Genomic DNA, 15,238 nt, shown 5'->3' with positions numbered 1-15,238 from the left:
AGTGAGCATAAAATAAAAAGTATCTTTTGTTATTTTATGTTGTTGCTGTTTAAATTTACTGCCTTAGATTTGGAGAAATAATGAGTAATTTAAGCTTAAAAAACAAATTGTTGTTATTAGCTATTTTGCCACTGATGTTACTTTTAACTAGCTTAATGCTGAGTTCTTATTATTTAGAGTCTAAAAATCAGCAGCAAAATTTTGATTCATTTAAGACTAAATTGATCAAAGATAAACAGAACTTATTAAGTACAGAAATCGAAATTGCGAGCAAAATTGTTCGTCACCAATTAGATACTGGCTCTGCCCAAGATGCTAAAAATGCGCTTAGAAACTTAACCTTTGGTCAAGGGGGTTACTTTTTCATCTACGATACAAACGGTGTTAGTGTTTTTCATGCGTTATTAGGTGATGCCATTGAAGGGCAAAATAAAATAGGGATGACAGACCCCAATGGTAAAAAAATTATAGTCGGGTTACTCGAACAGGCTCAAAAAGGTGGTGGCGCATTTAACTACCACTTTCAAAAACCTAATACGACAGGCCTAGTAGAGAAAATGGGCTATGCTGCCATGATCCCAGGAACTAATTGGATGGTTGGCACTGGCGCATATATGGATGATATAGAAACAGAGCTAATTAAATACGAAGTAACGATGCAAGAGCATATGAATGATAAAGTAATTACCTTATTGCTAATTGCTTTATTTTGGGTTGTTTTAACGATTGCATGTGCATTGGTTGCGGCGAATACCATGGTTAAGCCAATTCAAAGAATGGTGCAGAGCCTTGACGACATAGCAAAAGGTGAAGGTGACTTAACTAAGCGCCTAGAGATAGACACGAATGATGAAATTGGTCAATTAGGTGAAGCATTTAATGTTTTTGTCAGTAAGCTACACGGTATTATTGCGAATGTGGTTGATGTTACACATGATGTGAAATCAGCATCCAGTGATATAAATAAACAAACACGACTAATTGAGGGCAAGCTACTCAATCATAATCATGAAACAGAGTTAGTTGCGACCGCCATTACTGAAATGTCTGCCACATCACATGAAGTTGCACAAAATACTACGCAAGTTGCTGTATCAACTCAGGCTGCAACACAGGAAGTTGCTAAAGCACAAGAGTGTGTTGATATTTCACTTAGCGAAGTATCAAAATTAATGGATGAAATAAACGTCGCTGCTGAACAGGTTGATTCACTGAGCGAGCAGTCTAAAAAAATTAATAGTGTGCTGAGTGTTATCGGCGGTATTGCAGAACAGACAAACCTATTAGCACTTAATGCCGCAATAGAGGCCGCTCGTGCTGGTGAATACGGTAGAGGGTTTGCTGTTGTTGCAGATGAAGTAAGAAGCTTGGCGAGTCGTACGCAAGTGAGCACACTTGAAATTAATGAAATGCTGAGTGAACTACATAATCTAGTGTCCTCAGCGGTAGGTGCAATGCAAGCAAGCCAACAAAGCTGTAATCGTTCAGTTGAGTCATCACGAGCTATATCCGATAGTTTAGGATCGGTTACCAATTCAGTGACATCAATTAACGATATGAGTACGCAAATTGCGACAGCCGCTACGGAACAAAGTAGTGTAACAGAAGAAATAAATCGCAATGTATATGCTATCCAAGAAATAGTTAATGAGCTTACAGTGTCGAGTAAAACAACGTCATCAGTTAGTGAACACTTAGCCGGAAGAGGTGAAAGTTTAGGGCAATTAGTTGGGCAGTTTAAAATTTAGTACTCATGTATTTACCGTTACTAAAGCCGCTAACTGCGGCTTAACCTTATTGGTAAGTTTTACAATTTTTTAAAGTAGATCGTAAATAGACTAAATTGAGTGGATTTTAATGCAAAGTATGACATCAATTAAACGCTGTACTCGCGATGAATTGGTCCCTGAAAAAGACCTAGGACGTTTGGTATCTTTTTTACGCTCAACGCTGGTTACGCATATTGATACCAAATTACTTCCTATGGATTTAACTTCGGCGCAGTACATAGTTGTTGTGTTGCTAGCTAAAGAGTCTGTTAATACGCTTGCTGGGCTTTGTGAGCATATGGTTTATGACCGAGGTGCAATGAGTCGACTATTAAGCCGTCTTGAAGAAAAAGGCTTAATAGCTAAAACACAATGTGAGTTTGATAAACGCTCAACCATTTTATGTTTAAGTGAAAAAGGAAAAGCACTTTACCCAGAAATAATGCCAGTAGTAAACGAAGTATATACTCAGGCATTAACTGGTTTTTTAGAATCTGAAAAAAAACAGTTAATGGATTTGCTGTTCAAAGCAATAAATAACCTAGAATCACTGCCTCAAACAGCCTCTAAAAAATAGATTATCAATAAAATAGCGATACTGTTTTAATAGAAAATCAAGACCCTAAACATGTGATTCCGTTGTAGGTAAAATCGAACTTTGATAATATAGTTGCCTAGGCAATCAAGGTTATTATCTTGTGAGGTTTGTTATGATTGAAAATGATTTGTTAGCGCAATTACAGCAACAATTTCCAGAGCACACTTTTGTGCAACATCGTTTAAGTGTTGTTCATAAAGGACGTTTTGCTAATGCTATTGTTTATCGATATAAAGATGATGGATTTGATTTAATAATAAAAGACTTTAGCCAAAGTCCTTGGTTTATTCGTAAATCGTTTGCACGTATTTCGGTTAACCAAGAATATAAAGGTTTGAGTCGATTATCTGAGTTGGACGCGGTAGCAAATCGTTTTTGCCGTTTATCGCCGATTGCAGTGGCTTATAACTATATAGAGGGCACGTCACTTCGTTCTTTAATTCATCAAGGTAAAAAGCTTCCAGTTGATTTTTTTAGCGAGCTTGAGCGTCAAGTCGCAAAAATGCATCGCAAAGGGATAGTGCATTTAGATTTACGTAATATGGGTAATATTTTATGTGGTGCTGACGGTAAACCTTATTTTATCGACTTTCAGTCAACTATTAGCTTCGCTCGTTTTCCTCGATGGCTACAGCGCTTTATGCGAGGCTCAGATATGTCGGGTGTCTACAAGGCGTGGAATAAACTTGCTGAACACCCTATGCCCCAAGCTAAGCAAGATTATCTGGAGCATTTTAATCATGTACGTAAACGCTGGATTTTTAAAGGTTACCCAATTCAACGGACGTATGCCTGGGGAGCTGCCTTGGTAACTCAATTCTTAGATTCTGAACTTGTACGCAGCATTACCGACCGCCTTTAAATGTACGCACCTATTTCATTCTTGTTTGCCTATATTAGTTTTTAATATGGGCCTTTTTTTGTAGCAAAAGCAATCTATTTGGATTGCTTATTGTGTTGACTCTCTCCTCAAAAATAATCCCTTTTACTGTTTTTTAATTTTTTAAAATAAACATTAGTACCGTTTTTATTTTGCCCATACAATGCGCAAAAATAGCCTGTACATGCTTAATAAACTCAAGTTTTCTCAGCAAATTTTTGTTGTCAGGATAAACTGTAAGTAACGTGCATTTTTAAATTTTAAGGTTTTAAAATGATTGAGTATCCGGTTGATCAACTTCCACAATTAATAAATGATTTACTTCAATGCGATACAACAGAACGCAAAAATAAATTATTAGCTGATGCGCAGGTAACACTCTCTACTGAGCATTTATCTTTACTCTTTGAGGCGATACCAAAAGAGCAACGCCTTGAAATTTGGCTATTGCTTGATGAAGACACGCAACATGAAATTTTTGTAAATTTAAGTGAGGATAGCTGTCTATGGTTACTGCAAACGTTAGATGATAACGATGCATTTAAATTATTAGATGAAGTTAATGTAGAAGAGCTGCTTGAACTAGAAGAAGTTATTCCAGAACGCTTTGTTGAGTATGCTAAAAAACAACTCGACGAAGCGCAGATTAAACAATACGAATTAGCACAGCAATATCCACCTGAACAACTAGGTCATTGGTTGGGGTTTGATTTCTTAAAAGTATCAGAGAAATTAACCGCTGGTGGGGCTAAAAAGCTGTTGCATAAAGGTTTGCCACAATACAGTGAAGTTATCTATTTAGTCAGTAGAAAAGGCAGCTTAATAGGTGAGGTTGCTGTTAACGATTTAATAAAAGCGAGTGACACTGACAGTTTAATAGCTTTGGCTAATCATGATTTCTCATCATTACATGCAGATGATGATTTATATGAAGCGGCAGAAGTCGTTATTCACTCAGAGAAAATGGCAATGCCAGTCGTAAACGCAGATAACAAGTTACTTGGCAGATTAACGATTGCCTCAGCGTACGAATTGCGCCAAGAAATTACCGATGAAGCGGCAGCTAAAGCGGGTGGTTTAAGAGAAGACGAAGATTTGTTCGCAAGTGTGCGAAAAAGTGCTAAAAACCGAGGTATTTGGTTGGGCATTAATCTAGCAACGGCGTTTTTAGCATCGTGGTTTATAGGATTATTTGGGGCAACGATAGAGCAAGTGGTTGCGTTAGCGGTGTTAATGCCAGTAGTGGCTTCTATGGGAGGGATTGCAGGAAGTCAAACATTGACCGTTATTGTTCGCGGCTTGGCACTGGGCCAGGTTACCGACTCCAACCGTAAAGCGTTACTTAAAAAAGAGCTGCGCGTGGGGGCTGTAAATGGGTTGGTGTGGGCGTTTGTTATTGGTGCACTTACTTATTTATGGTTTAGCGACATTATGCTAAGTATTACGATTACAGTCGCAATATTATTAAACTTAGTTGCAGCGTCGTTAGCGGGTGTTGTTATTCCGTCTATTTTAGACAAAATGAAAATAGATCCAGCATTGTCGGGCTCGGTAATTTTAACAACCGTTACTGATATTGTAGGGTTTGTAACCTTTTTAGGTTTAGGCAGCTTGTTGTTGCTATAAGCTTTTTTAATAGGAAAATATAATGACTTTTGATGTCATGATTTGGTGTGCAATTGGACTGTGTATTTCACAGTCCGCAATGTTTTCTGGTTTGAATTTGGCGTTTTTTTCGCTAAGCCGATTACAACTTGAAATGGAAAGTACGAAAGGTAACGAAGCCGCTATAAAAGTAATGGCGCTGCGTAATGATTCAAATTTTTTATTGTCGACTATTTTGTGGGGTAACGTAGGTATAAACGTATTACTTACTTTGCTTTCTGATTCGGTATTAATGGGGGCAAGCTCATTTTTGTTCTCAACTATCGCAATTACTATCATTGGTGAAATTACGCCCCAAGCTTATTTTTCGCGTAATGCGCTTAAAATGGCGAGTATGTTGTCACCACTTATCAAATTTTACCAGATACTGTTTTACGTTGTAGCTAAACCAACTGCTTTGGTGCTTGATGCATGGCTTGGAAAAGAAGGTATTACGTACTTTGCTGAAAGCGAATTAAGAGGCATTATTCGTAAACACATTGAAGCTGAAGAGGCTGATGTTCAGCATGTGGAAGGGATTGGCGCACTTAACTTTTTTAGTTTAGATGAGATCAGTGTAACCAAAGAAGGTGAGGTGATTGACCCTGACTCTATAATTGCATTGCCAACAAAGCTAGATTTACCGATATTTCCTGATCTTACGTTGACTGCCGATAACGAATTTTTACGTAAGTTACATAAATCAGGTTATAACTGGGTGATCATTACTAATGAAGATGGTTGGCCGTTATTGGTGGTTGATGCAGATGGTTTTTTACGTTCAGCATTGTTTGAACCAGAGGCTTTTGACCCATATCACTATTGCCACAGGCCAATCATTGTTACAGATGAAACCATGCGTTTGAGTGAAGTTATTTTAAAAATAAGAGCAAACCATTCACTTGATAAATCGTTTGATGGTGCCATTGATCACGACGTTGTATTAGTGTGGAGTGATGAAAAGCGTATTATTACTGGCGCAGATATATTTGGTCGATTACTCAAAGGTATGAGCGCACCTAAACTTGAACTGCATGAAAATACAGAGAACAAAAAGCCGCTATAAAGCGGCTTTTTTGTATACACTCAGCTGTGAGTTTATGCCCAACCTTCGTAACGTTTACGACGCGACAGCACAATAGTTAAAATAATACCAAAAAACAGTCCTAAAAATGCAATTGCGCCACCATAAGTAAGTAGCTGGCGTTTTTCTTTAGAGCTGGCAGCTTCTTTTTGAGTCCGCTCTATCTCCAGTGTGCTCTTTAATTTAGTTATTTGCTCAGAAAGTTGTTGGTTTTGATCTGTTAATTTTTGATTCTGCTCTTGCAGCTGCGGTAATTCTATTTGAGCTAGGCGTAACTTTTCTTGCATTGTGCCCATTTCACTACTCAGTGTTTGGTATTGTTGATGTAAACCAGCAGTTTGGGTAACAAACTTGGTTTCTATCCAGCCTTCGCGATCTTTATCGTCTTTAATTTTGATAAAACCATTTTCTTCAGCTGATAATAAAGTTAACTTTGTTCCTGCATCTACAGAGCCAAGAAGGCGATAATTTGTACTCGCTCCAGAGCGCATAAAAGTATATAAATTATCGATGATATAAGCGGTTTTTGCATCAGTGGAATTTGCCGCTTGGGCTTCTTCTGCATGGCTCATAAATGTGGTGGCTGTTAAAAGTAGCCCTAATAAGCAGTGTTTTAGCATTTATCTACCTTGTTAATCTAACTGCGTCCATGATGAACGTGATTTTTATTTCACATAAGTAGCCAGATAGTATGGATTTAAGCGCTTAATAGCAAGACTGATATTGTAACCCAGTCATGATTTTAGGCATAAATAAGACTAAAAAATTTGCATTGTGGATGCGCTTTGTTTATTTTGAGCACTTATTTATTTTAAAGGTAATCCGCAGACCAAATGGATACTGAAATAGAACTGAAGTTTTTGGTATCAGATGCCGTAGTTCCACTGATCCCCTCTTTAATTACTCAATTTGCAAAAACGGTTATAAACAAGCCTTCACGCAGTTTGCAAAACTCATACTATGATACACCGAACCGTGAACTTAGAGCGCTTGATATCGGGTTTAGAACGCGTTGTGCGGATACCCAATGTGAGCAAACTATAAAACTTGCAGGTGAAGTTGTTGGTGGGCTGCATCAACGCCCTGAATATAACTTACCACTTGAATCAAATCGTCCTAATTTGATGGCATTTAACGCCAACATCTGGCCTCATGGTATGCAAGTTGATTCAATTTCACAAAATTTATACCCCATTTTCAGTACTAACTTTATTCGCCGTACTTGGTTAATAGAGACTGAAACAGGGGCCAAAATTGAAGTCGTACTTGATAAAGGCGAAATTGCAGCGGCTGGTAAAATAGAGATTATTAGCGAACTTGAGATTGAGCTGGTTGAAGGCAGTCGCAACGAACTCTTTGCTTTAGCTGATAAGTTGGTGAGTCAAAACTGTATTCGTTTAGGTTTATATTCTAAAGCGGCACGTGGCTATCGTCTGGCTGATGAAAAACCATTAAAACCAAGTAAATCCATTGGCTTTGTGCAATTGTCTAGTTCACCAAGTCAAGAAAGTGCATTAGTTGCAGCAATGAATTTTGGTATCCGGTTTGTACAAAAACATGAGCAATGTTATTTCGATAAACCAAGTTTAAAAACACTGAAAAGAGTAACAGATGGTATTAGTTTAATTCGGCATACTTTTTGGTTGTATGACGATATTGTATCTAAAGAAAGCACAGACCATCTTCGCACTGAACTTAAATGGCTATTAAGTGAGTTAGCATGGGTTGAAAATGCAATTCAGCTTAAAACCTATACCTCTAAACGCCATGCTTTTTATAGAAAAATAAATGCAGCGCCGGCACTTGCACAAGTTATTAATGACTTAAAAGAGCTTCAACCCAGTATTGATGATATCAATGCGCTGTTTCATAGTGCGCGCTATAATCGATTACTATTATCGTTAACAACTTGGTTAATTGATAAGCACTGGCGTAAAGATTGGGGGCAGGTTGAACTTCAAGCTGCAGAAAAGCCAGTTTCATCGATTGCTAATCGTCTGTTTAATAAAGATTGGAAAAACTTGCATCATATGCTCCCAAAAGAGCAAACTCTCAGTATTACTGATTATTTAAGCTTGCGTACACAGCTTGAAAATAGCCTACTAAGTGGCAATTGCTTAGGTGCTCTATTTGATAAAGAGGAGCGATTGGAATTTAGGTTGCCTTGGTTGGATATTTCCCATGGAATGTATGAGTTAAGTACATTGGAGTATTTAAAGCAGTTATGTGCTGGGCAAGAAGATGAGCAACTCGCTAAAATTCAGTTGTGGCTTGAGCAAAAATCTGAGTATTTGGTAAATGCGATGGAGCAAAGCCGACTCGCGTCATTTGATATAGAACCGTATTGGCAAAAATGATAACAAGGCACTTTTGTAAGCCAAACTTTATTCAAAAGTGCACTTGCTTCTTTTTTTTAATGCAAGCCTTTAATGCGTATGCTAATCCGATTTGGCATTTGTACAAAAATGAGAAAGGGGTAAGCGTATATTATCAAATTCATGATGATGATACGTTTGAAGTTAAAGGCGAGCTAGTTGTAAATGGTGTCACCACTGAGGATTTTTTAGCGTTACTTAGTGATACGCAAGTGGCGCAAAAGTGGATAGAGAACGCCTCGAAAGTTAGTTTTATTAAAATACTGAGCCCCTCAGAAAACCTCGTTTACAGCTATTTTGACTCCCCTTGGCCAGTTGCAAATAGAGACGCAGTCACGTATTCGTGTTATTCACAATTAACACCAAATCAAAGCCAGCTAGTTATTAAAGCGCGCCCAAAAGAGCTGCCACTTTATAAAAATGTGGTCAGAATTAAAACTTTAAATGCAAAGTGGTTATTAACTCAGCAAGGCAACAATTTAAGTATTGCTTATCAAGTTTATGCTTTATCCGCAGGCATGATCCCTACTTGGCTTAATAATAAAGTAGGTCTGAAAAGTACCTACAAAACCCTGCTCAATCTACATGACATTCTTATTCATAAGAGGTATCAAGTAAAAGCGCCTCTGATTAAAGCTGGTAAATGCTGAACAGATAAGAATTTTATGGTGACTTACTCAGTCTTTAACTAAGCTAATAGTAATAACACACTCATATTAGGAGAGCTGATGAAGTATGTCGTTGCTATGTTATGTTTATTGCAAAGTTCATGGTTGTTTTCTCAAGAATATACTTTTGGTGTTGTACCTCAGTATGAATCGCAAAAATTGAATGCTATTTGGCAGCCTTTACTCAAACAAGTGAGTGAGCAAACAGGTGTAAAAATTGAGTTAATTACGGTTAAGTCTATACCTGTTTTTGAACAGGCTTTTGCTAATGGAGAATATGATTTTGCTTATATGAACCCTTGGCACAGTGTTGTAGCACATGAAAAACAAGGTTATTTACCCTTAATAAAAGATGCAGGGCGATCACTCCAAGGTGTTTTAGTTGTTAATAAAAAAAGTGGTATAGATAATTTAAGCCAGTTAGAGGGAGCTGAAATTGCGTTTCCTGCACCAAATGCACTAGGTGCTTCATTGTTAATGCGCGCCGATTTAGCTTTACTGTATGGACTAAAAATTAAGCCCGTTTATGTACAAACACACTCTTCGGTGTACTTAAACGTAGCACTGAACTCGACTAAAGCGGGAGGTGGAGTTTTAGGTACATTAAAACAGCAACCTAAAAATTTACAACAAAAGCTCAAAGTTATTTATAAAACTCGTGAAATTAGCCGCCATCCAATTGTTGCTCACCCGAGAGTTGCAAGTGAAATACAGATTAAGGTACAGCGTGCTTTTTTAAATATAGGCGAAAGTGATGAGCATAAACACTTATTTGCAGAGATCCCAATTATAGAGCCCAGTATTGCGACCTTAGCGGAGTATCAACAATTAACTGAATGGGGGCTAAGCGCATTTTATGTTGAGAATTAATTGGTGGCGTAGTCTGCGAGTACAAAGCTTTGTTGCTGTAATAACATTTGGTTTTTTATTGGTTTGTATTTTTATTTTTTACGCACTACCAGAGCAAGCTCGTTGGGTTAACGAAGGACTTTCTAAAACCGCACAACGGTCACTGCAACAACTGTCTACTTCAGTAACAACTCCTTTGCTTACTCGCCAATATGCCGAACTTTACGAGCAGATTGATAGCCAGCTAGAAATTCAACCGAATTGGAAAAGAATCCAAGTTATAGATGAGGTAACAAAAAACCAATTGTATCCATTGGACACTTGGCAGGGCACAATTGAGCGTAGTGATGTTGTACTAAGTCAGCAGGTTTTATTTTTAGATAAACCTCTAGCAAAAATTATTTTAGTCGCTAATTTCACTAACGAAATAAATGAATCCTCAAAGCTGCATTACACACTAATATACAGTCAATTTACCATACTCGTTATTTTTTTCATGGCGCTTGCTTGGTTAGTTGATTATCGAATCACAACGCCTTTGCGCAGACTGGAATTTGCTTTTTCCAAGCTCGCAAAAGGCGATTTTAATTGTCATGTTGATAGGCAACAAAAGAATGAAATTGGCAGTGTTATCAATGCATTTAATAAAATGGCTATTGAAGTTCAAAGTAATCATCAAAAATTGAATAGGCTGCGCATTGAGGCGGAATCGGCAAGTAAAGCAAAGTCTGATTTTATGGCAAGTATGAGCCATGAATTACGCACTCCGTTAAATGCTATTTTAGGTTTCGCTCAGTTATATGAATATGACGAATTTGCTAATAATATACAAAAAGGTAACGCCAAAAGTATTTACCGAGCTGGTGAACACTTACTCTCATTGATTAATGATGTACTTGATTTAACGGCTATCGAGTCTGGAAATATGCAATTTAATTTTGATTATGTGCCTATCAAACCACTTATCGAAGATTCTGTGGAGCTTGTAAGTGAATTAGCAAAAGCACAGTCAATGACTCTGTACACTGAAGGGTTCGATTTACTTAAAGGACTAAATTTTTATATTGATAAACGTCGCTTTAAACAAGTAATGTTAAATTTACTCTCTAATGCGATTAAATATAATAAACGAAATGGTGAGATTTACATAAGTTGTAAAATTTTAAATAATCAGCAGTGTGAAATTAGCGTTGCTGACACAGGGTGTGGCTTTGCAAATGATGATATTTCTCGATTGTTTAAACCTTTCGATCGATTAGGTGCAGAAACGAGTAAGGTCCATGGCACAGGTATTGGACTGGTCATTACCAAGGAGTTGGTTGAGCGCATGCAAGGAAAAATATCAGTACAAAGTGAATTAAATAAAGGATCGTGCTTCAGTTTGACGTTTAATACTTTTGAACAGGCTAGTTTTTCTTCTAATTCAGATGATTGCGTAATCAAAGAAAAAAACTTTTCAGCAAACTCTTTGCCTATTTTAGATGTATTAGTTGCTGAGGATCAGGTTACCAATCAACAAGTATTAAAGCAGCAATTAACAATACTCGGTGTGCGCTCAACTTTTGTAAGTAATGGAGAGCAGGCTTGGCAAACATTACAAAACAAGCACTTTGATGTTTTACTTACGGATATCCAAATGCCTCTTTTAGATGGTTTTGAGCTAACGACAAGAATACGAAAAGATAGTCGTTTCGAACCTTTGATCATTATTGCCATTACAGCCAATATTGTTAAAAAGAATTTAGACGATTGCCATAAAGTAGGTATGAATGGTTTTTTAACTAAGCCTGTTGAGTTAGTGAAACTTAAATCACTTTTAATTAAGCACACAAAAACAGTGGTTAACTCTGAGGTTAAAACCAATCAAAAGCCTGAAACAGAGACTCATTCGTTTGATCAACTCGACTTATCCGTGTTGCGTGCAATGCTCGGAGATGATCCCGCAGTACATTGCATGGTATTTAATGCATTTTTGCAAACAGCAGGGGAGCAAGTTAAGTTGATACGTGAGTATGCAAGCTGCGATGACTTTACTGGCATAGCATTTCAGGCCCATGGCTTAAAATCATCATCAAAATCAGTGGCGACGATACGACTTGCAGATATATGTCAGGAAGTTGAAACTTTGGCAGAAAATAAAAGTGTCCAAGGCAACTTAATTAAAGAGTTAGAGTTATGTTTTAACGCTGTGATAGCTCAGTTAAGTCGTTATTGCCAGCAATATGAAAATAAATAGGTGGCTCAATAAGAGCCACCTCTAGTAAATTTAGAGATTAGTATTTTGCGGCTTGGCCTTCTTTAGGCAAGGCATTTTTAATAAAGTTACGCAGGTCATTATTAGAGCTTTCTAGATCAGCATGGCGAAGGTACATCATGTGCCCGCTTCTATAGCCCTTAAAACTCAAACGTTCCCTCATTTTTCCGCTAGGATCTAACTGCCATAACGTGTATTTAGCATCAAAGTAATTGGTTGCGCCATCAAAGTACCCTGATTGGATCATGACGTTTAAATAAGGGTTTTGCGCCATTGCCAAACGAAGGTTTTCGCCAGTATTGTTACCCGTTCTATCCCAAGGGTGAACATTACCGAATAAGTTATATTTTACATCTGTTTTATAGTTTAACTCTTCACGTAAGTAGTAATTAATTGCAGGGGTAAAAGAGTGTAACCATGACGTAAGTTCAGCCCAGTAATCAGGAGACTCACCTGCGCCTCGTTTATCCATCCCCAAATAGCGAGAGTCTAGACGCCCTAAAGTTTGACCACGTTCACGTAGTAATTCTTTCCAGAAAAACTGGGTTGGAATATCTAAGTTATTTTGCTCAACAAATTTTTCTGACAAGCCAGCATAGTGCGCCATTTTTGTAATTATACGACGTTTTTCATCTGCATTAATAAAGCCACCTTTAGCAAGAGCTGGGATTAACTCATTTACAGTAAACAGCTCAACTTCTGGTAATAGCTCGTCTAAGTCTTTAGCTTGTAAATCGGCTTTAAGTGCTTTGTGATACCAAGCAGTTGCAGCGAAGTAAGGTAGGCGGTTGGCAGCTTTTATTGGGCCATCGCGCTTAATACCAATATCGGTAGGTGATACGAGTACAACACCGTTAATATACATCCACTGACTGTTTTGAAGCTCATGAGCTAAACCCGATACACGTGTTGTGCCATAGCTTTCGCCAATTAAAAATTTAGGCGAGCGCCAGCGCTCTGCTCTATTTACAAAAGTATTTAACCATTCAGCAAGGTATTTAATATCGGCATTTACACCAAAAAATAGCTCTTTTTGCTTTGCTTTAGAAAGGAGTTCGCCTTTCTCATTTTCAAGTACGCGAGAATAACCGGTATTTACCGGGTTTACATAAACAATATCGGCAATATCAAGCACTGAGTAAGGATTATCTTTTACGCCATAAGGCTGAATAGGGTAACCTTCGTCATCAATTTTTAATACTCTAGGTCCAGTATAGGCAAGGTGCATCCATACTGATGCAGAGCCGGGCCCACCATTAAAAGAAATGAGTAGTGGGCGAGTTGTTCTGTCGTCTACTTTGTCACGGGTATAGTAGGTATATTGAAGCGTTGCAATCGCATCGCCTTTATCATCCCACACAGGTTGAGTACCTGTGGCAACTGTATAGCCAAAACGTTGGCCGTTAATTTTGGCTTTGTGTTGAGTAATTACTTTACTGTCGACATCTATACGGCGTTGGTTATCTGCAAGTGAGGCAGTACTGAGCACTAAGGTGATAATAGCGATTGGTAAACTGATAATCCGACAAAGCGTCATGGGGTATCCTTATTATTGTTGATAGGCTATTAAAAGCAATTACTGGCTAAATAACAAAAGTATTGAGACTAGTGACCGATATTTTTGGTTGAATAAGTAATAATGTGCTTTTAGGTTAATTTATAATTTATTTATTTAGCTACTTATAAAAATCCGGTATATTTACGTGCCAGCTTATTATTGACTCTTTTGTATGATTTTATACCGTGAGAATGAAGTGGTGATATTTTGTACTTGCGGCCATACCGCAAAATTAATCAGAAGTTAAGAGAAGGGTCTATGCAAAGAGTATTAGTGGTCGAAGACAGTAAAGTAGTACAGCAGGTTCTACGCCACTTAACTGCACATTATTTAGACGTTACTGTCGATTTCGCTTGGTCTTTAGCTGAATGTGAAGCGAATGTTGAAAAACATAAATACTCACTTGCTCTTGTAGACTTAACGTTGCCTGATGCACCGAACGGGGAAGTTGCAAAATATACCTTATCAAAAAAAATCCCAACCGTTGTACTGACTTCAAAAATTGATGAATATAAACGCCAGCAAATGCTTGAGTTAGGGGTTGTCGATTACGTAATAAAAGATAATCGCGATTCATACCACTACGCGGTGAAGTTGGTAGCACAGCTTCTGCGAAACCAAGGGTGTAAAGCATTAATCGCAGATGATTCTGTATTGAGTCGTTCCTTGATGAAGCAAATGCTCGAAAAGCAATTATTTGATGTAACAGCGGCACACGATGGTCAACAAGCGCTTGATATATTAAAGGCAGACCCTGACATTAAGTTACTGATGACTGACTATGCAATGCCTACAATGGACGGTTTTGAACTAGTTAAAGCGGTGCGAAATTTTAGAGGCCGTGATGATTTAGCGATTATAGGATTATCGGGGGCTGGAAAACATGGTTTATCAGCCCGCTTTATCAAATATGGCGCGAACGATTTTTTAACAAAACCGTTTATGAATGAAGAGTTTCATTGTCGGGTGTTACAAACAATGGAACAGCTTTCGTTAATTGCAGATATCAAAGAGAGTGCTTTTAGAGATCATTTAACGGGTCTTTATAATCGACGTTATTTTTATCAATATGCAGAAAAATTATTAAAAACTAAAAATCAAAATAACACCTTAGCTTTACTCGATATCGATCTTTTCAAAAACATAAACGATACATTAGGACACGAAGGTGGTGATCAAGCGTTAAAGCAAGTAGGAGCACTGATTCGTTCTGCATTTGCTAACTTTACTGTTGCGAGAGTTGGGGGGGAGGAATTTGCCATTATTTTACCTGATATAGGGCTAGCTAGAGGGCGCGAATACCTCGAAGCATTTAGAAAAAAAATGGCAACGTATGATTTTTCTATCAGCGATCGGTCATTCACTATTACTACTAGTATTGGTTTAGCCGAATTTCAAAACACAAGCTTAAGCGATGCAATGCGCGTTGCAGACACTGCTTTATACGAAGCTAAAAATAGAGGACGCAACTGTATTGTATAAATGCATTATTGCTTTTAATTGGTGCAGAATCATCTAATGCACCAATGTAGCTGGCTTGTTAAAAAAACGCACCTAAA

12 protein-coding genes are annotated in these 15,238 nt (G+C 37.8%); 10 read left to right on the top strand and 2 right to left on the bottom strand.

The genetic code is table 11. The features are described 5' to 3' along the window. Positions 1 to 80: 80 nt before the first annotated feature. The 5 genes from P20495_RS15560 (at position 81) to P20495_RS15580 (ending at position 5,957) form a co-directional block, all read left to right on the top strand. Positions 81 to 1,748 carry a methyl-accepting chemotaxis protein gene (locus P20495_RS15560; RefSeq protein WP_008134570.1) on the top strand — a complete coding sequence of 556 codons (1,668 nt, stop codon included), beginning with the start codon at positions 81 to 83 and terminating at the stop codon, positions 1,746 to 1,748. Positions 1,749 to 1,857: 109 nt separating this feature from the next. Further along, the gene (locus tag P20495_RS15565; RefSeq protein WP_007376097.1) at positions 1,858 to 2,346 is read left to right on the top strand and encodes a MarR family winged helix-turn-helix transcriptional regulator; all 489 of its coding nucleotides are present in this window, start codon (positions 1,858 to 1,860) and stop codon (positions 2,344 to 2,346) included. 133 nt (positions 2,347 to 2,479) lie between these two features. Then, positions 2,480 to 3,229, top strand: coding sequence for an RIO1 family regulatory kinase/ATPase (locus P20495_RS15570; RefSeq protein WP_008134568.1), 750 nt, complete (start codon positions 2,480 to 2,482; stop codon positions 3,227 to 3,229). Between the two features lie 291 nt (positions 3,230 to 3,520). Next, positions 3,521 to 4,873 carry a magnesium transporter gene (locus P20495_RS15575; protein WP_008134566.1) on the top strand — a complete coding sequence of 451 codons (1,353 nt, stop codon included), beginning with the start codon at positions 3,521 to 3,523 and terminating at the stop codon, positions 4,871 to 4,873. Positions 4,874 to 4,895: 22 nt separating this feature from the next. Further along, entirely contained in the window at positions 4,896 to 5,957 is a 1,062-nt protein-coding gene (locus tag P20495_RS15580) for a DUF21 domain-containing protein (RefSeq protein ID WP_008134565.1), read from the top strand. 32 nt (positions 5,958 to 5,989) lie between these two features. On the opposite strand, the gene P20495_RS15585 is transcribed toward P20495_RS15580, so the two are convergent. Further along, complete coding sequence (locus P20495_RS15585) at positions 5,990 to 6,595, bottom strand: TIGR04211 family SH3 domain-containing protein (RefSeq protein WP_008134564.1); 606 nt, start codon at positions 6,593 to 6,595, stop codon at positions 5,990 to 5,992. Positions 6,596 to 6,808: 213 nt separating this feature from the next. Between P20495_RS15585 and P20495_RS15590 the strand changes: the two genes are divergently transcribed. The 4 genes from P20495_RS15590 to P20495_RS15605 all read left to right on the top strand — a co-directional run bounded on the left by P20495_RS15590 (position 6,809) and on the right by P20495_RS15605 (position 12,103). Continuing rightward, positions 6,809 to 8,332 (top strand): CYTH and CHAD domain-containing protein, encoded by a 1,524-nt coding sequence (locus tag P20495_RS15590; protein ID WP_008134563.1) that lies wholly within the window; start codon positions 6,809 to 6,811, stop codon positions 8,330 to 8,332. Next, positions 8,329 to 9,000 (top strand): START domain-containing protein, encoded by a 672-nt coding sequence (locus tag P20495_RS15595; RefSeq protein WP_083829642.1) that lies wholly within the window; start codon positions 8,329 to 8,331, stop codon positions 8,998 to 9,000. Before P20495_RS15590 ends, P20495_RS15595 begins: the two co-directional genes overlap by 4 nt. A gap of 78 nt (positions 9,001 to 9,078) precedes the next feature. Continuing rightward, positions 9,079 to 9,888 (top strand): phosphate/phosphite/phosphonate ABC transporter substrate-binding protein, encoded by an 810-nt coding sequence (locus P20495_RS15600; protein ID WP_008134561.1) that lies wholly within the window; start codon positions 9,079 to 9,081, stop codon positions 9,886 to 9,888. Then, positions 9,875 to 12,103 (top strand): ATP-binding protein, encoded by a 2,229-nt coding sequence (locus P20495_RS15605; protein ID WP_008134560.1) that lies wholly within the window; start codon positions 9,875 to 9,877, stop codon positions 12,101 to 12,103. Before P20495_RS15600 ends, P20495_RS15605 begins: the two co-directional genes overlap by 14 nt. Positions 12,104 to 12,140: 37 nt before the next feature. Here the strand turns inward: P20495_RS15605 and P20495_RS15610 are convergent, their stop codons facing one another. Beyond that, entirely contained in the window at positions 12,141 to 13,658 is a 1,518-nt protein-coding gene (locus tag P20495_RS15610) for a S10 family peptidase (protein ID WP_008134559.1), read from the bottom strand. Positions 13,659 to 13,937: 279 nt separating this feature from the next. Between P20495_RS15610 and P20495_RS15615 the strand changes: the two genes are divergently transcribed. Beyond that, complete coding sequence (locus P20495_RS15615) at positions 13,938 to 15,161, top strand: response regulator (RefSeq protein ID WP_008134558.1); 1,224 nt, start codon at positions 13,938 to 13,940, stop codon at positions 15,159 to 15,161. Positions 15,162 to 15,238: the final 77 nt, after the last annotated feature.

This window comes from Pseudoalteromonas sp. BSi20495 (genome assembly GCF_000241185.1).
In the GTDB taxonomy this organism is placed as follows: domain Bacteria; phylum Pseudomonadota; class Gammaproteobacteria; order Enterobacterales; family Alteromonadaceae; genus Pseudoalteromonas; species Pseudoalteromonas fuliginea.
This window is presented reverse-complemented; position numbering and strand designations above follow the sequence as displayed.